Genomic DNA, 21,172 nt, shown 5'->3' with positions numbered 1-21,172 from the left:
ATGGAAATCCAGACCGATCTCAGGCACCATGATCTGCTGATCGACGGCAAGCGCATGCCGCCAGGCAGCGGGGAATATTCCGTCGACATCAACCCCGCGACCGAGGAGCCGATCGCACGGGTGGCGCAAGGCAGCGCCGCCGACGTCGATGCCGCGGTGCGCGCCGCGCGCGGCGCATTGAAAGTATGGAATTCGATTCGGGCCGCCGAACGCGGGCGCATCCTGCAACGTCTCGCGGGCCTGATGCGCGAGAACATGGAAGAACTCGCCGCGCTCGAGAGTCTCGACGGCGGCAAGCCGATTGGCGCGGTGATGCGTCAGGACGTGCCCGCCGCGATCGATACCGTCGAATACTACGCAGGCTGGTGCGACAAGATCAACGGCCAGGTGGTGCCGACGCGTCCCGATGCATTGACCTATACGTTGCGCGAACCTGTCGGCGTGGTCGCCGCAATCGTGCCGTGGAATTTTCCGCTGATGATCGGCATGTGGAAGATCGCGCCCGCGCTCGCATGCGGTTGCACGCTGATCGTCAAGCCCGCCGAGATCACGCCGCTCACCGCGTTGCGCATCGGCGAGCTGGCGCTCGAAGCGGGCGTGCCGCCGGGCGTGCTCAACATCGTCACCGGCAAAGGCAGCGTGGTGGGCGACGCGATGGTCTCGCATCCCGGTATCGACAAGGTCACCTTCACCGGTTCGCCTTCGGTCGGACGAGGCATCCTGCAGGGCGCGGCGGGCAACTTCAAACGCGTGACGCTGGAACTCGGCGGCAAGTCGGCCAACGTGATTTTTGCCGACGCGAATCTCGACAATGCGGTGCGAGCCGCGGCGTCGGGCGTGTTCTTCAATACGGGGCAAGTGTGCTCCGCCGGGTCGCGGATACTCGCGCATCGCGACGTGTATGACGAAGTGGTCGAGCGCCTGGCCACGCGCGCGAAGTCGATCAAGGTCGGCGACCCGTCGCTGCGCGAAACGTCGATGGGACCGCTGATTTCGGCCGCGCAGATGAAGACCGTATTGAGCTATGTCGACACGGGACGCTCGGAAGGTGCCTCGCTCGTGACGGGTGGCGCGCGCCTCGGCGATCGCGGCTTTTTCGTCGAGCCAACCGTGTTCGCGAATGTCGAGCACGAAATGCGCATTTCGCAGGAAGAAATCTTCGGGCCGGTGGCGAGCGTGATCCGTTTCAACGACGAAGCGGACGCGATCCGAATCGCCAATGGCACGTCGTACAGTCTCGCGGCTGGCGTGTGGAGCGCTGACTTGAGCCGCGTGCATCGCGTGGCGCGCGACCTGAAGGCGGGCACGGTGTGGATCAACACCTACGGCTATACGGACGTGCGTTTGCCGTGGGGCGGTGCTGGCGATTCGGGCTTCGGTCGCGAGCATGGCGATGTCGCGATCGAGAACTTCACGGAACCGAAGGCGGTGTGGGTGGCGATCGATCAATAACGTCCAATGCGAAAAAAGGATCGGATGCATGGCATCCGATCCTTCAGGCCGTGTTGCAAGACGAAAAGGAATTGACGAGTACTCGGTCAATTGCCCTGTAAAGCCATCTTCTCGCGCAATTTGATCAGTGCGAGAACGACGTCGATAGTGGGTGTCGGTTCGGCAACGAGTCGCCCCATTTCCTGCACGACGGTCAATAAAGGATCGATTTCCATCGGCCTGCGGTGCTCGAGATCGACGAGCGTTGATGTCTTGTGCGCACCGACCGCACCCGCGCCATCAATACGCCTTTCCACATCGACGCGAAAGTGCACGCCGAACTGATCCGCGATTCGCTTCGCTTCGAGCATCATCGTGCGTGAGACCGCGCGCGTGCCCGGGTCACTCGTGAGCACATCGAGCGTTGCATGCGTCAATGCGCTAATCGGGTTGAAGCACAGATTACCCCATAGCTTGAGCCAGATTTCGTCGCGAATGTTGTCGCGAATCGGCGCTTCGAAGCCGGCTGCCTGCATGATCTCGTGCAATTGCTCAATGCGCGGGGTGCGCTCGCCACTGGGTTCGCCGATGGGAAACTTCTTGCCGTACACGTGTTTGATCACCCCCGGTTCGACGATCTCCGCCGCCGGATAGAGTACGCAGCCAATCGCGCGCTCGGGTCCGAGCTTGGTCCATTGCGAACCGTCGGGGTCGACGCTCGTCAGCCGAGTGCCGGCAAAGCGCCCGCCGTGCTGATAGAAGTACCAATATGGAATGCCGTTGACGCCGGTGACGATCGCCGTGTGCTTGCCGAGCAGCGGTTGCATCGTGTCGACCACGCCAGGCAGCGAATGCGCCTTGAGCGTGACGATGACGAAGTCCTGGACGCCAAGCTCACGTGGATCGGAGGTGCAGCGCACCGGCGCGCTGAATGTTTCGCCATCCATGATGAGGCGCGCGCCGTGTTCGCGCATCGCTGCCAGATGCGGGCCGCGCGCGATGAAACTCACGTCCGCGCCGGCGCGTGCCAATTGCACGCCCATTAAACCGCCAATCGCTCCCGCTCCGAAGATGCAGATCTTCATGATGTCGCTCCGTGACGATGAAAAAGCCGTTCGCCCAATGCCGCATTGCAGTACCTCGCGGCCGGTCACGGTTCGAGCATAAGGTGGAGCGACGAATGCTGATAGTTAAAGTTTCTCTGTCGATGTATTAGCGATTGGTTATGAAAAGGCCGCGATCCTACATACCTTATCCGCGCCGAAACAGCAGAAAACTCACGCCGATCGCCGCCAGAAAGCCGCCGCAACAGCGATTGAACCAGCGGCGGATCTTCGCGCGCATGAGCCACTTTCCGAGATACATGCCGGCCCACGAATACAGTGCAATCGCGACCCATTCGAGTACCAGAAAGCTCGCGCCGAGCGCGGCGAATTGCGGCAGTATCGGCTGCGCGACGTCGACGAATTGCGGTAGAAACGCGGTGAAAACCAGAATCGCCTTCGGATTGCCCGCGGCCACGAAGAACTCTTGCCGTGCAATTCGCGTGAGTGCCGCGTCCTGCGGTTGCGACGTATCGATGGCGGGGGCATCGCTGCGCCACAACTGGATGGCGAGCCAGATCAGATATGCGGCGCCCGCGAGTTTGATCGCGAGAAAGATCCATTCGGACGCGTGCAGCACGACGGCGAGACCGGTCGCGGCGAGCGCGAGCATCATCGCGAAGGCGAGCAGCCGGCCGGTGCCGCCGACGAAAGCCTTCATGAAGCCATGGCGCGCGGCCACGTTGATCGAAAGCAGCCGGCTGGCCGCGCATTCAGTTCACGGCCTTGATGAAGCCAGGATCGTCGATCAATGCATCGACGCTGAGCTTGACCGTGTCTTCGATCGCGATCGTATTGCTGGTGAATTTCGGCGACTTTTGCTTCACGGTGCGTGTGGTCGTGAACATCACTTTCTGGGTCGCCGCATCGATGACAACGTAGCGCATCTTCAGCGTCCACAACGCCGGCGAGCGCGTGTCGTCCACCGTGAATGTTTCGATGCGGCCGCTGAGCACGCGCTTGTTGTCGTCGATTCGGAAACCGGCCACTCGCAGGCTTTTCACGACGTCATCGCGCACGACGAGGCTGATATCGTCTTTCAGCACGAGCCCGGTCATCGCGGTATTTTCGATGCGGTTCGGCGAAATATGACCGTCGCGCGCGGGCAGATACGCGAAGTCGCGCGCAGGGGCGACGCTGAGCGACCCGGTGCCGTGGACTTTCGCGTGCGTCATGCTGGCGCTGCTGTTGAGGCCGAACCATGACCATGAGCACGCGGATAGCAGCGTGGGCAGCAGTACGGCGCCGCAGCCCTTGAGCATGACGGATCTCAACGGCGAACGCGCGGCAGCCATGCGGGAGAAAGCGGCGGTCGAAGTCAGAGGAATTGCCCTTTTAAGTGGAGTCATCCCGGTGGAGAACAGCATGGTAGCAGCGAACCGGACCGTCGACCTTCGGATCGGGGCCGGGCAGTAGATGAGAACAATGTGAAATGGGTTGCGCGCACCGTGCGTTCGCACTGTTGTCGGCACTGTTGTCGGGATTCCGCCGCGCAAGGCCAGGACCTGAGGCGGTTAGAAAAAGCCTGCCTTTCCCTGCGTGATATCGATCAGCGCTCGCTTGGCGTCCTCGAGCGCATTGACGGGCACGCGCATCGTCATCTTCACCAGCATGCCGTAGGCGCTGTCCACGAGCGTATAGCCTTCGGCGTCCATCCATCGGCGAATTTTGGCTTCGTCGGCATAACTCACTTCGACGCCCAGCGAAACCTGAGCAATCCTCTCGACGCGCGGCGCGTCGAGCAGCGCGGATGCGATCGCATCGGTGTACGCGCGCACCAGACCGCCCGCGCCGAGTTTCACCCCGCCGTAATAGCGCACGACGGCCGCGAGCACGCCATCCAGATCGTGATGCCGCAGCACTTCGAGAATCGGCCGGCCAGCGGTACCGGACGGCTCGCCGTCGTCGGACATGCCGGATTGGCCGCCCGCGAGCAGCGCCCAGCACACATGCGTCGCGGCCGGATGTTGTTCGCGCAGACGCTGCAATTCGGCCATCGCGGCATCGCGGTCGGCGACCGGGATCGCGTACGCGATGAAGCGGCTCTTGCGAATCTCGAGTTCTGCAGACGCTGTGGTTGAGACGGTGTGACTCACGTTGGTCGAGATCCGTTATGTCAATAAAATCAATTGGTTGATGGGATGGCTTCGTCCCGCTTGGGTGGACCCGGATGGATCGGGTGCGATATGGACTGCGGGCTCAGATGGGGCAATTGTGCATGCGCATCAAGCTGGTGATCATTGTACGAAACAAGGGCTGCATTTCACGAAAATCGGGTGTGGCCGTCCTGCGAATTTGCTGATGCATCATTGATCTGTTCCTATCAAATTTTCCGCCAATTATTCTCATGACGCGTTGACGCAAACGTTTGATCGCTGAACATTGCGCAAAAAACACGGTTCGTGAAATCGAGTTTAACTTCATGATTGGAGATGCACTGATAATCCGCTTCTATCCAGTTTTTTGCCCATTGAATCGGTAACGTTTCGACTCAAACGTTTGATCGCTGACCCTCGCGAGATAAAACGCGCTTCACGTGAGCAGATATATAACTTCATACAATTCGGTGATTCGTCAATGCACGACTGCTCATCTTATGTCCGTGTTTCTACTAATTTTTCTGCAACGGGCTAGCGCAAACGTTTGGCCGCAAATCGTTGCGGAAAAATCGGTAATAATTGCGTCAATTACAAGTCTTCTTGCAATCCGGGAATGCACTAATCATTTATTCAGTAAAGTTTCCCAAATGCCTGCCGTTAAAAGATGAGACGGTAAGGATCTTACTCAATCCTGGTTGCATTCCATGAGCCGAATTGAGCGGGTTTTTCCCGTCTTTTCCGCCCGGGGTATCCAGTTCGCGCGGCTACGATAAGTGCTGGTCCGCAACGACCGGAAAATCTTGGCTATTGACCAACAGTATTTTTGAGGGGGCTATATGAAAATTCGGCAATTCGTCAAAAAGTTCGCGCGCGACGAGCGCGGCGTGACCGCGCTGGAGTACGCAATTCTGGCAGGGATCATCGTGGCGGCAGTCGTCGCCGGCGTCGCTTTTCTTTCGAGCGGGCTTCAGTCGGGCTTCCAGAATCTGAGCAGCACGATTGTTAGCGCAACCACCTAATTAAATTAAGGTTCCCCCCCCCCCCGAATTCACCCGCGTTTCGCGAGTTCAATGAGAGGTGGCGATGTCCGTGCTTTCACTCGTGGTCCGGCTGGCGGCGGTGGGAACGCTGGGGTGGCTTGCAGTGATGGATGTACGCGACCGCCGTTTGCCCAACAAGGGCGTACTGGCGGTCGCCATTCTGTTCTTTGCCGATGCGGTGCTCGCGCAAATGTCGTTGTCTGCGACCGGGGAGCATGTGCTGGTTGCGGCTGTAGTAGGTGTGCTGTGCGTTGGACTCTACCTGATGAACATGCTGGGCGGCGGAGACGTCAAGCTGGTTGCAGCCATCGGCCTATGGGTCGGTAGCAACCTGCTGGTCGCGACGTCGACGCTGATGCTGGTCGCTTTGACCGGATTGCTCGTTGCACTGCTTGGCCTCGCGACACGTCGGCTCGATCCCGCTGCGTGCTTCGGACCAATGCGCGGTCTTGCATTCTTTTCCTGTCGGCGCGGGGTGCCGTACGGGGTCGCGCTTGCTGCGGGTGGCAGCGCGGCAATTCTGTTACCGCTCTGGTTGCCTTGGGCGATAACGCACTTTGTGAAGCACTAGAAAACGACTTCGGCCTCTGCCTATATGTCCAAGATCATAAAGCTGGCAGCTCTTCTGCTGGGCGCACTGCTTGTGGCGGTGATCGTGCGTTTCGTTGTCCAAACCGCGACGGCGCAGCACGTTCAGCCTCCAGCCATGAAACGGGTCCGCGTGGCGGCCGCCGATCTTCCCGCCGGCCTGCTGCTGCGAGAGGCCGATCTCGCCTGGAAGGACACGCCGGCGGCGAGCGTGCCGGCCGGCGCGGTGATCGACGGCGATACGGCGAATACAGTCGAACTGAAAGGCGCGCTGTTACGTCAAGCCGTGTCGACTGGCCAGGCGGTCCTGGCGGATGAGGTCATCCCTCCGGGCGCGCCGGGTTTTCTGGCCGCTACGCTGAAACCGGGCATGCGGGCGGTGTCGGTTGCGATCGACGATGTCTCGGGCAATGCCGGTCTGATTGAGCCGGGCGACTACGTGGACCTGTTGCTGACCCAACAGATGAGCAACCGTACCGACGAGCCGGTGCTAGCGGTGGCGAGCGAAACCATCGTTCAGCACGTGCGCGTGCTGGCCGTCGGCTCGGTCATTCAGCGTCCGAAGGCCGACGGCAATCCGTCCGATTCGGGCAACCGGGCGCGCACCGTCACGCTGGAAGTCTCACCGGAGAGGGCAGAGGTGGTGTCCGTGGCGGCGCGGCTCGGTAGCTTGTCGCTTGCCCTGCGCAGCTTTGCCGTGGCTAGCCGCGATCCTGGCGCCGATTCCGCCGACGCGGCTTCCGCACCGCCCGGACCCGTCTGGGCCGGCGATATTTCGCGTGCTGTGCGCGAGCTGCCACGACCGGCGAGCAATAAGCCGCAGAGTGCCGTCCTAGGCCATAGCGTGATGGTTTATCGCGGTTCGCAAAAAAATCTGGCCGAGGATTCGAGCGTGCCGTTACCGGGCGGTGGTCATGTACCTCCGCTTCCGACCCAGCCCATGCCGCAATAAGAAATATGAAACCAATTTATCTGACCGGGGTAGCGCCAGGGAAATGGCCCAAGGTCGCACGCGCGGTGGTGTTCGCCGTCGGGCTGGGAATGGCTGTCGGAGCGCAAGCGCAGCTGAGAAAGCTTCCACCGACATATATGGCACAGAAGCCCGTACCGATCCGCGCGAGTGAGCATGCCGACGCCGGCGGCAGCGTGAGCGTGACAGCTGGCCAGGAGGTGCTCGTGCGTCTCAATCAGGATGCCAGTTCGGTATTCGTGGCCGATCCGGAGGTGGCCGACGTACACATGCCGACGCCGCGCGTACTGGTGCTACTCGGCAAGAAGGCCGGCACGACAACCCTGTTCGCGCTGACGGCGAACGGCGTGCAGTTGCTCAAGCGCAGCGTTGTGGTCGGCGCCGATCTGGACACGCTGCGCCGCATGATGGCAGCGCGCTTCCCGGACGCTAATCTGCGGCTCAACGCCGGGCCAGGATCGCTGCAGGTCTCGGGCGAAGTGTCGGGATCGGATGTCGCGGATGCCGTGGTGCAGATGATTACGCCGTACCTGGCGGAAAAGCAGGTGCTCGTGAATCGCATGACGATCGCGCATCCGTTGCAGGTGCAACTACGCGTGCGCATTTCCGAAGTCGACCGTACCGTCACCCAGCAACTAGGCGTGAACTGGCAATCGCTCGGCCTCCCTGGCAATTGGCAGACGGGGCTGTTTAACGGTCGCGGCATTCTCAATACGACTGGCTCGAGTAGCAACGGCGGTTCGCCGGTCAATCTGGCGACGAACGGTGCGTTTTCTCTGCTGACCGGTTTCGCGACGAGCCACTGGAACATCCAGATGCTGCTGGACGCGCTCCATCAGGAAGGATTGCTGACGATGCTGGCCGAGCCGAATCTCGTGGCGTTGTCTGGTCAGACCGCCAGTTTTCTCGCGGGCGGGGAGTTTCCGATTCCGGTTTCGCAGACCAACGGCGCGATCGATGTCGAGTTCAAGCAGTTCGGTGTGAAGCTGGACTTCACGCCGACCGTGCTCAACGACAATCGGATCAGCCTCAAGGTCCGGCCTGAAGTGAGCCAGATCGACTCGTCGGTCAGCGTTACCACTGGCGGCATCACGATCCCGGGCCTAAGCGTGCGCAGCGCGAATACCACGGTCGAACTCGGCAGCGGTCAGAGCTTCGCCATCGCGGGTTTGCTGCAGAACAATACGAGCAACACCATTTCGCAGATACCCGGCCTCGGCTCGATCCCGGTACTCGGCAAGCTGTTTTCGTCGAGCAACTACCAGAACAACAAGTCCGAACTGGTCATCATCGTGACGCCGTATCTGGTCGAGCCGGTCAGTCCGGACAAACTGCGTACCCCGCTGGATTCGGTTATGCAGCCAGTGGGTGACCTCGAGTACAGCTTCCAGCACACCTATGGTTCGGCGGGCGCCAAGGCGCCCGTCGCGGACGCCGACACCCAGCCGCGTCTGGTGGGCCGGGCCGGATACATCTATTGATCGGAACGACCATGACAACGCGATTCAGGATGCTGTTTGCTCCGCTCGGTCTGCTCGTCACGCTGCTGGGCGGGTGTTTCCAGCCGCCGTTCGATATGCCCGATGCCTCGGTCATCCGCCACGACGATGGCCAGGTCGTGCCGCCGGATTGCAGGCAGCTCGCCGTGCCATCCGGGCTGACCGACGGCGGCCTGCGGCAGCCCTCGGTGGCATGGGGGTGCGCGACCTACACCAACCTGGCCGCGCAGATCGCGCATCCACGCGATCTGGAGCAGCCTGGACCCATGGGGCCGGCCGATGCGGCCGTGGCAGCCGATGCGATGCGCCGCTACGAGCAGGACAAGGTCACGCCGCTCGACAAGCAATCTTCGCGCAACGCGAAGTAACGACAGGACCCAACCCACTTCGCCCCCGGATTTCACATGAGCATGATTGGATCCCTCATCAAGCCCGCCAGGTCCGACGGGGTTGCCGCCGACTTCGTCGCCTTCGTCGCCGACCGCGAGTCCGAGCAGGTACTGAAAAGCTTCGTTCTGGACGAGGCCCTGCCGCATACCTACATCGCGGAGGGCGGCATCGAGGAAGCCATCGCTCGCCTGTCCAGCATGGAGCACTCGCCGAAACTGCTGCTCGTCGATCTGCAAAGCTCCGAAATGCCGCTTTCGGATCTGGCTCGGCTCGCCAGCGTCTGCGAGCCGTCGGTGCAGGTGATCGCGCTGGGCGAGCGCAACGATGTCGGCTTGTACCGTAGCCTGCTCGGCATCGGCGTGGGCGAATATCTGGTCAAGCCGCTGACGGTCGGACTGCTCAAGCGCACGCTGAACCTGCGCGAGGGCCGCGCGATGCCGGTGTCGCAAGCACGGGCTGGCAAGGTGCTCGCGTTCGTTGGCGCGCGCGGTGGGGTAGGCACGACCACGATCGCGATCAACCTCGCTCGCAACCTGGCCCGCTCGCGACGTCGCGTGGTGTATCTGGACCTGAACCTGCACGGTGGGGCTGCCCCAAGCATGGTTGGCCTGAGGAGCAATAACGGTCTGCTCGATGTGCTGCAGAACGTCAATCGGCTCGACCCCGCCTATCTCGAGCGTGCGATGCAGTCCGTGGAGAGTTCGCGGCTACTGATGTTGTCCGCGCAAATGGGATGGAACGACGAGCGCCCGTTCGGGGAGGGCGCGCTAGAGAAAGTGCTGGATATATTGGTGTCGAGTTTCCACTACGTATTCCTTGATATCGGCGAGCGCGCCGATCCGCTGGCCCACGAGGCGTTCCGCCGCGCCGGGCGAAGCTACGTGGTGGCGGACCGGTCGGTCCATGCAGTCCATGAGACCAGCCGGCTGATCCGGTATATCGAAACCTGCAGTAGCGACAGTCCCGTTACGTCTGTATTGCTAAACAATCCGAACATGGCGACAGCGGGCAAGGTCGAGCCGGGCGACTTCGAGGCGTCCATTGGCCGGGCTGTGCTGGCCGAGGTGCCGTTCGAACGCCGCGCGCTCGCGATTGCCGAGAATGTCGGCGCGCCGGTAGCCGCCGGCAAGACCGAAGCGTTCGAGCAGATCATCATGCATCTGTCCGGCGATCTGACCGGCAACAACCAGAACACGGTTGTGCAATCGGGCCTGTGGCAACGACTCAAGTCGAGGAAGTGATGCAATTTGGTCAAAAACGCATCGCCGAACCGGCCCCCGCGCCCACCGAGGGCGATATCGAAACGCTCGAACCCAAGGCGCAGATCGACGAGAACGCGTTGCGGCGGTCTCTCGCCGCCTTGGTTCAGAACGACACGAATGCAGCTTCCGACACGTCGCTCGTGCGCTCGGAAACGTACAGGACGGTGCGCAATGCCGTGCTGTCGACCATGAATGCCTCTTTGGTGCTCAGTTATAGCCGTGAGCAACTCAAGCCCGAACTCGAGCCGTTGGTTGCCGCGATCATCGAGCGCGAGCGCCTGAACATTCCGCTTTCCGAACAAGGGCAGATCGTCGAGGAACTGCTCAACGACATGTTCGGACTAGGGCCGATCGAGCCGCTGTTCGCCGATGAGACGGTGACCGATATCCTCGTCAACGGCCCCGATCAGGTCTACATCGAACGGCGCGGTAAGCTGGAAATCACACCGTACAGGTTCCGCGACAATGCGCACGTGACCACCGTGGCGCAGCGCATCGCGGCGGCGATTGGCCGACGCGTCGACGAGAGCAGCCCGATGGTGGATGCCCGGTTGCCGGACGGCAGCCGGGTCAACGTGGTACTGCCGCCGCTCGCATTGCGCGGGCCCGCGATCTCCATTCGTAAATTTTCCAAGCGCAAGCTCACCCTCCAGCACATGGTCAATCAGGGCAACATGTCCCTCGCCATGGCGCACGTGCTGAAGATCGCGGTGACCTGCCGCCTGAACGTGCTGGTCTCGGGCGGCACGGGTTCCGGCAAGACCACGTTGCTCAATGCGCTATCGCATTTCATCAATCACGGCGAGCGCATCGTAACGATCGAGGACGCGGCGGAACTTCAATTGCAGCAGCCTCACGTGGTCAGCCTCGAGACGCGCCCCGAAAACACCGAGGGGATGGGTGGCGTCGATCAGCGCGATCTGGTGAAGAACGCGCTGCGGATGCGCCCCGACCGCATCATCCTCGGCGAAACGCGCGGCGAGGAAGCTTTCGATGTGCTTCAGGCGATGAACACGGGTCACGATGGTTCGATGACCACGATCCACGCCAATACGCCGCGCGATAGCCTGACCCGGCTCGAAAGCATGGTGACGATTGCCAACGGCAATCTCCCGTTGATGTCGATCCGGCGGCAGATCGCAAGCGCGCTGCACCTGATCGTCCAGGTCGAGCGGATGCGCGACGGTATCCGCCGGTTGACACGCGTGACCGAGGTTGCGGGTATGGAGGGCGACGTGATCATCACTCAGGATCTGTTCGCCTTCCGTTACGACGTCACAGCCTACGAAGCAGAGGTGAAGGGCAACTTCGAAAACGGACACCTGCGGCCGGCATTCACCGAGCGGGCCTCTTACTACGGCCTCGAGGAAGCCTTGCTGGAGGCCGTTGCGTGAGCGCGATCGTCAACCTCGCCACGATCGCCGCTTTCCTCTGTGCGGTGATCATCGGCATCATGCATATGGTCTGGCAGGACCTGCGCAATCAGCGCCCCGATGCGTTGATCCGCGCACGCATCGCGGCGATGCCTGCGGAAACAGCGTTTGGCGCGACGGCTTCGAGCGACGTACAAGCGATTATCAAAGGGCATGCGTTAGGCCACGCTGAAGAGACACATATCGTGATCGCGTGGCTTCGTGCGCGGCGCGACCGCTTGCGCACGGTCGCGCCGCGCGGGCTGCCAGTCGTGATAGCCGGCAGCATCGTCGCATTGGGTGTGGCACTGGCGATCCCGCGGTTCACGTCGACACCAGCCATTGTCCAGATCCTGCTTGCGCTCGCGTTGCCTGTGTTCGCCGCGCAGCGCATCTACCAGATGTTCGTCGACCGTTTCCGTGAAGGCTTTCTGGCAGCGTTGCCGGATGCGATCGACATGATCGTGCGTGCGGTGCGCGCCGGGATTCCCGTGGTCAAGGTATTGCCCATGGTGGCTCAGGAGTCAACACAGCCACTGGCCGGCGAGTTCAAGCGCATTGGCGATTCGCTCCAGCTCGGGATGGATCTGGGGGAAGTGCTGAGCGCGGCGGTACATCGCGTTCACGTGGCCGATTTTTCCTTTTTTTGCGTGTGCTTGCTGCTGCAGCGCGAAACGGGCGGACAACTGGGCGAAACGCTCGAGAACCTGGCTGGGATAGTGCGTGCCCGCCGCGAAATTCGTCAGAAGACCAAAGCGTTGACGGCGGAGACGCGGATCACGGTCAAGATCCTGGCAGCCATTCCCGTTCTCATCGTGGTGTCGCTGTACATGTTGAATCGCGCCTACATCATGCTGCTGTTCACCACGCCGACCGGCCATTCCATTCTGACCTTCGCCGTGACGGCGATCGTCGCGGGCGTTGCAGTCATCAACAAGATCGCCAACCTGGATACCTCGCGATGAGCACGATGCGTATTGATCAGCTGGCCAATCTGTTGATGCTGCTGCTGCTGCTGGGTGCGCTCGTCCTGTGGTGGGCGTTTAACCGGGGCGGGTATCGAGGCCGGATTGCGGAACGGGTACGCGAGGTGAGTGTGGGCGCTGCTACGGGAGCCGCTTCCTCGGGCAACGACCCGTCGAAAAATGGCTTCGTGTTCGTCCGCCGTGTCGTGGCGTCATTGATCCGGTTCGGTGAACGCATGCCGCTCTTCACGTCCGATCAGCGGCTGAAGCTGGCACGGGATCTGGTCAAGGCGGGTTTTCGCGGTCCCAATGCCGTGCCGACCCTGATCGCACTGAAATTCGTCTCCGGCGTGCTGTGGGCCGCGTTGGTTGTGCTGTGGGTAGCCGATCTGTTCGCGCTCGGCCATGTCGTGGCGATCCGCGTGCTGATGATGTTGGCGGCATTCGTGTTCGGGATGATCGTGCCGGAATACGCGCTGGACATGTACGCGCGCCGGCGGCGAAAGCAGATCCTCGCGTATTTTCCTGACGCGCTCGATCTGTTCGTCATTTGCACCAATGCGGGCAATAGCCTCGGTGTAGCGCTGCGTCGCGTCGCCCAGGAGATGGCGCTGATCTGCCCGGCGCTGGCATCGGAACTCGCGCTGACCGCCGACGAACTGCATCTTTCCGGCGACGGCGCGCGCGCGCTTCAAGCCATGGCCGACCGTGTCGACGTGCCGCCGGTACGCGCGCTGATCTCGACGCTGACCCAATCGATGCGCTATGGCACGCCCATTTCGCAGGCACTGCGCACGCTCTCGCGCATCGAGCGTACCGCCCATATCGTGCGTATCGAGGAAACCGCAGCCAAGCTCGCGCCGAAGATGGTCGTGCCGATGATGCTGTTCATCCTACCGGCCGTGGTCGCAATTTCCGCCGGGCCGGCCATCATGCAACTCGCCACTTCACTCAAGCACTTGACATGAAACTCACTCGCTCACTTCCAGCCGCTTTGATTTCCGGCGCCGCGGCGTGCAGGCTTGGTGCCGCCGTGTCGCTGCTGATACTGGCGGCCTGCACGACCACGGTCAAGCAAAGTTTCGGGCCGGTTGCGCCCGTTTCCAGCCCGGCTACGCTGAGCCTCAAAGGGGAACTGCATGTGGCAGAGGCCGCGCTGGAGTCGGGCAATGTCGATCTGGCCACCACCATTTACATGCAGATCGTCCAGTCCAATCCGGATTCCGTGCCGGGCCTGACGGGCCTGGGCGATACGCTGTATGCGCAGGGCGACTATACGCGAGCGAATGTCTACTACAACAAGGCGTTGTCGCTCGATCCGAACGCGCTGCCGGCCATGACGGGCAATGCTCGCGTGGCCATCCGGCAACGACGGCTGGGCGATGCCGTCGCAGATTACCGGCGCGTGCTCGCGCAGTCGCCGAATGATCCGATGGCGGCAGCGGGGCTCGGAACCGCGCTCGACATGCAGGGACACCACGACGAAGCCCAGGCGGTCTTGCGCAACGCACTGCTCGACAATCCAGGTGACCCGCGACTGCAGACCGATCTGGGGCTCTCTCTGGTGGTGGCGGGCAAGCCGCGCGAGGGTGCGAACGTGCTGCTCGACGTCACACGTTTTCCCGCCGCTCCGGCCGAGGCGCGCCAGAATCTCGCGATGGCCTACGGCATGCTCGGCAACAACGAAGCTGCCGAGAAAATTCTGGACGCCGATCTGCCGAAAAAATCAACACAGGACAATCTCCGCTATTACGCGATGCAGCGCATGCGTCTGGCCGAAGTGCAAGGCAATCCGGCGGGCCCGGGCAGAACCTCCCTCGCGACGGAGAAAAAGGCGCAATGAAGCGATCTGTCCGCTCCTGGCCCTGCCTCTCTGCCTGGCGGCGTCTGCGGACTTTGCCGCGGGACGAGCGCGGTGCAAGCGCGATCGAATTCGCGCTCGCCTCGCTGCCCATATTTTTTCTGTTCATCGCTACGATCGAGTTCGCGCTCGATATGACCGTCGACGTGACCGTGCAGATCGCGGCCCAAGCGGCTTCGCGAGCCGGACTGACGATGACCGCGCCTGCCACTGGCACGCGCGCGACGCAGGCGGAGCAGATCGCGACGCAGTACCTGGGGACGTGGAAGAACGTTGGCGCGACCGTGACGGTGACCCAACTCGACTACGTGGCCTTCAGCAACTTCGGTTCATCCACCTACAAAGCGGCCAACGGGCCGGGCAACTGCGGCGACGTGGAGATGTACACCATTCAGGTCACCATGCCGGCCTTTACAGGGCTGGCATCGTGGTTCGGCATGCCCACGCTGAATTTCCAGCGCAACTACATTGTCCAGAACGAAGAATGCACAAGTTAACGAGTGCCCGGAGAAACGGGCTCGCACGGCGCCGCTCACGCGGGGTGGCGGCGCTCGAAGTGGTCATCATCGTGCCGGTGATGATGTTCATGCTATTCGGCTTCACCGAGGTGTATCTGTACCTGCGCGCAGTGAGCATGGTGGAGCATGCGGCGTTCGCGCTCGCCAATTCGCTCGGGCAGATGCAGAATGTGACGGATCAATCCGGCACGACCAATGCGAACAGCCTCGGCTCGTTATGGGCGGACGCGAACCTGCTCGCCAGTCCCGATACACTGACGGCGAACGGCAACGTCATCGTCACTTCCGTTTGTGACAAGTCGTCTTCGGAAAACAACTGCGGCTTGAACGTGGTCGGCACGCCGTCGCTGACCAGCGGTAAGCCGACCATCTGCTGGCAGGCCGAGGCCAACTCGACCTCAGCCATGAAATCCCAGGTCACGACCAGCAATGTTCTGCCGTCCACCTGGCCGTTCTATCAAGGCGACGCCGCGCTCGTAGTCGAGGTTTTCTACCGCTACAACCCGTTTCCTCTGCTCTCCTCGTTCTGGCCCGGCGCTCCGGGTTCGACCGTGCTCTATCGGCGGATCTATGCGCGGCAGCGCGTGCTGAACTGGACCTCGATGCCGTTGATTGACACGACCGGCGCTGCCGTCGCAGCGGGAAGTGGTTTGTCGGCAGGCTGTCCGGGCTCGACGATCATCGTGGGCTCCTGACAGGTGCCACCTTCGATAAGCCAGCGCTCGCGCGAGGTACCGGGGACAATCATGAATCTAGCTACCGCTGTTTGTACCGCTCGCCTGCGCGATGCCGCCGTGTTCGCGCGATGCCGCGAATTTTTTGCCGGCGCAGATCGCGGAGCGGTTTCGCTGATGTTCGCCGTCAGCGCCAGCATGATGCTCGGTGCGTTGTCGATATCGATCGACCTGGGACGCTACGCAATTTCGCAGGCTCGTATGCAGTCCGCACTCGACGTGGCGAATCTTTCGGCTTCGATGGACATGGGCCACTATGCGAGCACGGCCTGTCCGACGACCCTCGCCGCGTGGAAGAACGATGCGCTCAAGTATTACAGCACGAACATGCCGGACGGCTATCTCGATCTGCTGCTTTCGAGCAGCAATTTCAATGCGACCTGCGCGAATAACCCAAGCAGCAACGGCGGTGGCCAACTGGTGCAGCTTTCCGCGACGGGCGAATTGCCGTTGATGATGCCGGCGTTCCTGGCATCGAAGAACACCGGCACCAGCACCGGGTCGACGGGTAGCAACGACATGCAGGTCGCCGCTTCAAACGAGGTAGCGCGTAATCCGCAAACTGAACTGGAACTGGCGCTGGTGCTGGACAACACGGGGTCGATGGCCCAGACGCCAAGCGGCGGTAGCGCGAGCACCCTCTCGCAGGAAAAGATTTATGGACTGAAGACTGCAGCCAATAACCTGTTGACACAACTGTTCGGCCAGTCGGGATCGTCGCAGTACTACATCGGAATCGTGCCATTTGCCAGCACGGTTAACGTCGGCAAGACCCCGTCATGGCAGGGAGCGAACAGCGCGACGATTTCCGCATCGCTGAGTACGGGGACGTGGCTCAAGCAGACGTTCAGCTACAACTCGACCGGCGTGTCGATGAGCGGTACGCCGACGGTTAGCCTGTCGGGTTCGACGTGGGCGTGGAGTGGTAGCGGGTGGGGCGGTTGCGCCGCAGAGCCGCGGGACAGCAGCGGTAATCTGGCCGCGGCAGCCTATTCGCCGTCCTCGACGACGGCGTCGTCGACGTCGCCCTATTTGCAGTTCACGCCTTACTACTACAACGTGCCGTCCACGGGGCTCACGGTCTATACCAAAACGAAGTCGAAACAGCAGACAACCTGCACGACTTCCACGATCTCGGGGGTTCCCTCGACAGTCGGATCCGGATCAGAAGGCACGTGCACCACGACCAGTTCGACACTTCCGGTCAGCCAATGGGACCAAACGTCGACCAATAGCGCTTATACGTTGAACCAGAACAATCTGTGCATTGGTACGCCAGTGACGTTCCTGACCAACGACCAGACGCAACTGACCAATGCAATCGCCGCGATGCAGCCAGCGGGTAGTACGATCATTCCGCTCGGGTTATCGTGGGGATGGCGCATGCTGTCTTCGAGCTGGGCCGGCACCTGGAAGCAACGTTCGACCATCACCACCCCTCTGCCGTTATCGGAGAGCACGATGGGCCTGCAGCGCGTGCTGATCCTGATGACGGACGGGCAGAACGACGTCAGTGCGAGCTACGTTCCGGGCCAGGAGGTCACGCATTTCAACGGGTTGTCCGGAGTCGGCACGAATAGCCTTCACGCTCCATCCGTGGCGAGCACGGATTACAGCAGCGGCACGCTGGCGAGCGGCACGATCAACCTGAACGACATCAACTCCTATCAGGTGGGGGTCTGCACCGCGATCAAAAACGCAGGCATCACGATCTATACGATCGCGTTCGGATCGGGGGCCGCGGCCAATACAGGGTTGCAGTCGTGCGCGTCGCCAGGCGACTACTACACCGCATCCAGCAACTCGGCGCTAAATTCGGTCTTCCAGCAGATCGCATCGAACATCGGCATTCTGAGGCTCCAGCAATGACGATATCGGACAATGCATCGATCGAAGAACTCGCGGTCCCGAAAAGGAATGCAAGCGACCGCGCGAGCCAGCGGTCGCATTGGCTGACACGGCAACGTCTATACGTCTACGCAGGCGCATTGCTGCTGATTTACGTCCTTGTGCCAGCAGTGCAAGTGTTTCGCGAAAACTGGCGGCACCAGTTGTCTTTCGGCAACAATGCGCGAGACTACATCGCGTTCTGGAGTGCTTCCCATCTGGCGCTGCAAGGACACGCCGCCCATGTGTACAGCGCGAAGCTGCTGGGAGCCGTGGAAAAAGCTGTGCTACCTGATCTGAAGGGCACCTTGCCCTGGTTGTATCCGCCGACATTCCTGTTGTTTCTCTACCCTGCAGCGCTGCTTCCTTACGAGCCTTCGGCCTGGCTCTTTTTTGGACTGACGCTCATAGCGTTCGTCGTAGCCATCAACTCGATCGTGCCGGGCAAGATTTCGGCCTTGCTCGCACTGGCTTTCCCAGGAGTGATCATTTCGGCACTGTCGGGACAGAACGGCCTGCTGACCGCCTCACTTATGGGATCCGGACTCGCACTATTGCCGCGGCGTTCGGTCTGGGCAGGCGTTTCGCTAGGACTGCTGTGCATCAAGCCGCATCTCGCCGTACTGATTCCGCTTGCACTGATCTGCTCGCGCTCGTGGAGAACTCTGGTGGTAACCGGATCGATCGCAGCCGTGCTGAGCGCGATATCGGTTGGATTGTTCGGTGTGGAAACACTCGCCGCTTTCGTGCATAGCATGGGGGAAATCCAGGGCATCGTCATTTCCGACAGCAAGCTGCTGCCTCGCATTCCCACGTTTTTTGCGCTGGCAAGGCAGTTGTCCATGCCCGCCGCCGCCGCCTATGCCTTGCAGGCAGCTTCAGCGAGCTTGGCCGTCGCTTCGGTTGTCTACGTTTGGTCCCGGCCGGCCGCCCACGAATTGCGCGCGGCGACGCTCGTCTGCGCGACGCTGGCCTTCACTCCATACCTTTACGATTACGACCTGACCTGGTATGGCCTCGTCATTGCCTGGTATGGCCGGTTCGGGTCGGCTCACGGTTTCCGGCGTTACGAGCGGGAGGGGCTAATACTGCTCGGGTTCGCTCCGCTAATGGGGCTACTGGTCGTACCCCGCGTTCATTTCCAGTTCCTGCCCATCCTTACGCTACTCACCCTCGCGGTGCTCGTCACGCGCGTAAGCAAAGAGAGGCGCGGCGTGAATGGGGGCAGCAGTGTCGCGTTCGTTAAGGGGATCTGCTGATGAACACGATGTCCTCCGTCAACATCCGAGATCTGTCGAAGCGACCGCGGGTTCCGCTGATTTCGATCATCGCGCCGTTTCATAACGAGCGCGATGCGGTCAATCTGTTCTTCACGCAAATACGAAACGTCATCGCCCCTCTTCATGCGTTTCATTTCGAAATCGTTTGCATCAACGACGGCAGCCAGGACGGCACGCTCGACCAGTTGCTCGCGGCTGCCGCCGAGGACGCGCGCATCCGCGTGCTCGACCTGACGCGTAATTTCGGCAAGGAGGCGGCGCTAACGGCCGGACTCGACGAGGCGCGAGGCGATGCCGTTATCGTCATTGATGCCGATCTGCAGGATCCGCCGGAGTTGATTCCCGACATGATCCAATGCTGGCAGGACGGTGCGCCGGTCGTACTGGCGCGTCGCGCCCACCGCAGTTGCGATTCGTTTGCGAAGCGCGTGACGGCCAGTCTCTTCTATCGCGTTCACAATGCCCTGTCGAATGTGAAGATCCCCCCGAATGTCGGTGACTTCAGGTTGATGGACCGACAGGTAGTCGAAGCGCTGCGTCGGTTGCCGGAGCGGCGTCGATTCATGAAAGGGCTCTTCGCGTGGGTAGGCTTTCCCGCCGTAACGCTCCACTACGAGAGAGCACAGCGCAGTGCGGGCCGTTCGAGTTTCTCGGGTTGGCGCCTATGGAACTACGCGATCGAAGGCATTACCGGCTTCAGTACGATTCCGCTACGTGCCTGGACTTACGTCGGGGCATTGATTGCCATGCTCGCGTTTTTATACGGAGGGTTCATGGTCGTGCGCACGTTGCTGTTCGGCAATCCCGTACCCGGTTATGCATCGCTGTTTTCGGCAGTGCTGTTCATAGGTGGAATCCAATTCGTCGGTATCGGCGTGATTGGTGAATACATCGGCCGGATTTATGACGAGTCGAAACAACGGCCGATTTACCTCGTTCGCCAACGTTATTGCGCTGCGCAAACGGTGCGTGATGCGCGTCTCGTCGAGGGTGCACACGGATTCCAACGGAAAAAGCGCATCAGCCGCACGTTTCGACGAGACGGTCGGAGCGCTCATCCGCCAGCCCGGAAAGACGTTGCGTGGGGCGATACGAGGTCCGATGCCGTCGCACGATCGCCGTCAGCATCAGGATCATTGCGACGGGTGCCAGATGAAATGGCAACCGAGAAGTAGCGCCAATCAGCTCGTATACCGGCATTGACCATACCGCGCCAAGCGCGAGCCGGTCCAAGCGCGTTAGCCCGCCCGCTACCGCATCGCGTATTAGAATCGCCGCCGGAAAGCCGAGCCACGCGAGATCGTAGGTCATCAAATAGGGTTGTACGAGCAGGCTGGCGACGAGCAAGGCTGCAGCCCTCAATTCGTACCGTGCGCTCACGAGCCAAAGATAGGCAACGGCAAGCACGGCGGGAATGGCCGCTAGCGCCTGAACGGCGTAAGCCACTGCCACGGGCGCACCGGCGAGTCTGGCGGCGGCGAATAATGTTGGCATCCCGAACCAATGATCCCGGCCATCCAGCAGGACGGCTTGTCTGAATACGGGAAGGTACGAGAAAAACGAAGACCATGCCTCAATTCCTAGTATCGCGATACTCGACAGCATAAATACCGAGCAAAAGAAAATAGTGGCGAGCAACATCTTCCAGCGGCGTCCGCAAATGAGGGCGATCGGGAAGAGCACACCCAGTTGCGGCTTGACTAGGAGCACGGCGAGGCAAGCACCCGCGCAAATCGGCGCCCCGTCCATCAGTACCAGCGCCGCGGCAGCGGCGGCGGCGGTGAAGAGGGTATTCTGTCCCGCAAAGATAGCCAACGGCATCCCGCCAAGCGCGGCGATCAAGATGGACTGGCGCTGTGTTTGTTCCAGGCGGCGGCCGATGCGTAATGCGATAGTGCAATAAACACCTATGCCGAGTGCCAGGAACAGGACGAGGGCGCACGGATAACTCAAATAGCCCAGTGGCCGAATGGCGAGCAGGAACGTCGGCGGATAAGGGCAGGAATCATAGTGCGACGAGGAGCGCACCATGGCTTCTAGCGGTTGCATCCAGCGAGGTGAGAATACCGCTGCCGCGCCGTGCGCCAGCTCGACACGGGCTGCAGCCCAGAAAATCCCGAAGTCGAACCCGAC

General features: G+C 61.3%; 20 protein-coding genes and 2 pseudogenes. 17 read left to right on the top strand and 5 right to left on the bottom strand.

What is annotated here, in order from left to right:
- Positions 1-1,452 (top strand): aldehyde dehydrogenase family protein, encoded by a 1,452-nt coding sequence (locus HWY30_RS22040; RefSeq protein ID WP_090809289.1) that lies wholly within the window; start codon positions 1-3, stop codon positions 1,450-1,452.
- 86 nt (positions 1,453-1,538) lie between these two features.
- Here HWY30_RS22040 and HWY30_RS22035 read toward each other — a convergent pair whose 3' ends face one another.
- The 3 genes and pseudogenes from HWY30_RS22035 to HWY30_RS22025 all read right to left on the bottom strand — a co-directional run bounded on the left by HWY30_RS22035 (position 1,539) and on the right by HWY30_RS22025 (position 3,796).
- Complete coding sequence (locus tag HWY30_RS22035; RefSeq protein WP_090809291.1) at positions 1,539-2,516, bottom strand: 2-dehydropantoate 2-reductase; 978 nt, start codon at positions 2,514-2,516, stop codon at positions 1,539-1,541.
- Between the two features lie 166 nt (positions 2,517-2,682).
- A pseudogene (locus HWY30_RS22030) lies at positions 2,683-3,237 on the bottom strand (LysE family translocator); the annotation flags it as partial.
- A 10-nt stretch (positions 3,238-3,247) separates the two neighbouring features.
- The gene (locus HWY30_RS22025; RefSeq protein WP_176078929.1) at positions 3,248-3,796 is read right to left on the bottom strand and encodes a hypothetical protein; all 549 of its coding nucleotides are present in this window, start codon (positions 3,794-3,796) and stop codon (positions 3,248-3,250) included.
- On the opposite strand from HWY30_RS22025, the gene HWY30_RS22020 reads away from it, so the two are divergent.
- Positions 3,708-3,950: a hypothetical protein gene (locus HWY30_RS22020; protein ID WP_176078926.1), complete on the top strand. Its 243-nt coding sequence runs from the start codon at positions 3,708-3,710 to the stop codon at positions 3,948-3,950. The genes HWY30_RS22025 and HWY30_RS22020 overlap by 89 nt on opposite strands.
- A gap of 98 nt (positions 3,951-4,048) precedes the next feature.
- On the opposite strand, the gene HWY30_RS22015 is transcribed toward HWY30_RS22020, so the two are convergent.
- On the bottom strand, positions 4,049-4,630 hold the full coding sequence (locus tag HWY30_RS22015; RefSeq protein WP_090809295.1) for an IMPACT family protein: 582 nt from the start codon (positions 4,628-4,630) through the stop codon (positions 4,049-4,051).
- A gap of 839 nt (positions 4,631-5,469) precedes the next feature.
- Between HWY30_RS22015 and HWY30_RS22010 the strand changes: the two genes are divergently transcribed.
- The 15 genes and pseudogenes from HWY30_RS22010 to HWY30_RS21940 all read left to right on the top strand — a co-directional run.
- On the top strand, positions 5,470-5,652 hold the full coding sequence (locus HWY30_RS22010) for a Flp family type IVb pilin (RefSeq protein ID WP_425199393.1): 183 nt from the start codon (positions 5,470-5,472) through the stop codon (positions 5,650-5,652).
- Positions 5,653-5,716: 64 nt separating this feature from the next.
- Positions 5,717-6,244, top strand: a complete 528-nt coding sequence (locus HWY30_RS22005) for an A24 family peptidase (protein ID WP_090809297.1) — start codon at positions 5,717-5,719, stop codon at positions 6,242-6,244.
- Between the two features lie 24 nt (positions 6,245-6,268).
- Positions 6,269-7,213, top strand: a complete 945-nt coding sequence (cpaB, locus tag HWY30_RS22000; RefSeq protein WP_090809299.1) for a Flp pilus assembly protein CpaB — start codon at positions 6,269-6,271, stop codon at positions 7,211-7,213.
- Between the two features lie 137 nt (positions 7,214-7,350).
- On the top strand, positions 7,351-8,712 hold the full coding sequence (locus HWY30_RS21995; RefSeq protein ID WP_244144961.1) for a type II and III secretion system protein family protein: 1,362 nt from the start codon (positions 7,351-7,353) through the stop codon (positions 8,710-8,712).
- An 11-nt stretch (positions 8,713-8,723) separates the two neighbouring features.
- Positions 8,724-9,098, top strand: coding sequence for a CpaD family pilus assembly lipoprotein (locus tag HWY30_RS21990; RefSeq protein WP_244144960.1), 375 nt, complete (start codon positions 8,724-8,726; stop codon positions 9,096-9,098).
- A 36-nt stretch (positions 9,099-9,134) separates the two neighbouring features.
- Entirely contained in the window at positions 9,135-10,361 is a 1,227-nt protein-coding gene (locus HWY30_RS21985; RefSeq protein WP_244144959.1) for a CpaE/TadZ family protein, read from the top strand.
- A complete protein-coding gene (locus HWY30_RS21980; RefSeq protein ID WP_167368754.1) occupies positions 10,361-11,776 on the top strand; it encodes a TadA family conjugal transfer-associated ATPase in 1,416 nt (471 codons plus the stop codon). Before HWY30_RS21985 ends, HWY30_RS21980 begins: the two co-directional genes overlap by 1 nt.
- Positions 11,773-12,759, top strand: a complete 987-nt coding sequence (locus tag HWY30_RS21975; RefSeq protein WP_244144958.1) for a type II secretion system F family protein — start codon at positions 11,773-11,775, stop codon at positions 12,757-12,759. The genes HWY30_RS21980 and HWY30_RS21975 overlap by 4 nt, the downstream gene beginning before the upstream one ends.
- Before the next feature lie 35 nt (positions 12,760-12,794).
- Positions 12,795-13,727 (top strand): type II secretion system F family protein, encoded by a 933-nt coding sequence (locus HWY30_RS21970; RefSeq protein WP_244144957.1) that lies wholly within the window; start codon positions 12,795-12,797, stop codon positions 13,725-13,727.
- The gene (locus HWY30_RS21965; protein WP_090809305.1) at positions 13,724-14,602 is read left to right on the top strand and encodes a tetratricopeptide repeat protein; all 879 of its coding nucleotides are present in this window, start codon (positions 13,724-13,726) and stop codon (positions 14,600-14,602) included. Before HWY30_RS21970 ends, HWY30_RS21965 begins: the two co-directional genes overlap by 4 nt.
- Positions 14,599-15,117, top strand: a complete 519-nt coding sequence (locus HWY30_RS21960; protein WP_090809307.1) for a TadE/TadG family type IV pilus assembly protein — start codon at positions 14,599-14,601, stop codon at positions 15,115-15,117. The genes HWY30_RS21965 and HWY30_RS21960 overlap by 4 nt, the downstream gene beginning before the upstream one ends.
- Entirely contained in the window at positions 15,105-15,833 is a 729-nt protein-coding gene (locus HWY30_RS21955) for a TadE/TadG family type IV pilus assembly protein (protein ID WP_176078928.1), read from the top strand. Before HWY30_RS21960 ends, HWY30_RS21955 begins: the two co-directional genes overlap by 13 nt.
- A gap of 156 nt (positions 15,834-15,989) precedes the next feature.
- Positions 15,990-17,741: a VWA domain-containing protein gene (locus HWY30_RS21950; RefSeq protein ID WP_143037260.1), complete on the top strand. Its 1,752-nt coding sequence runs from the start codon at positions 15,990-15,992 to the stop codon at positions 17,739-17,741.
- Positions 17,738-19,018 (top strand): glycosyltransferase family 87 protein, encoded by a 1,281-nt coding sequence (locus HWY30_RS21945; protein ID WP_090809311.1) that lies wholly within the window; start codon positions 17,738-17,740, stop codon positions 19,016-19,018. The genes HWY30_RS21950 and HWY30_RS21945 overlap by 4 nt, the downstream gene beginning before the upstream one ends.
- Before the next feature lie 8 nt (positions 19,019-19,026).
- A pseudogene (locus HWY30_RS21940) lies at positions 19,027-20,088 on the top strand (glycosyltransferase family 2 protein); the annotation flags it as partial.
- On the opposite strand, the gene HWY30_RS41760 reads toward HWY30_RS21940, so the two are convergent.
- Entirely contained in the window at positions 20,060-21,070 is a 1,011-nt protein-coding gene (locus tag HWY30_RS41760; RefSeq protein WP_425199394.1) for a glycosyltransferase family 87 protein, read from the bottom strand. The pseudogene HWY30_RS21940 and the gene HWY30_RS41760 overlap by 29 nt on opposite strands.
- Positions 21,071-21,172: the final 102 nt, after the last annotated feature.

This window comes from Paraburkholderia tuberum STM678 (genome assembly GCF_902833905.1).
Classification (GTDB): domain Bacteria; phylum Pseudomonadota; class Gammaproteobacteria; order Burkholderiales; family Burkholderiaceae; genus Paraburkholderia; species Paraburkholderia tuberum.
Note: the sequence above shows the minus strand (reverse complement) of the source record. Positions and strands in the feature narration are given on the sequence as shown.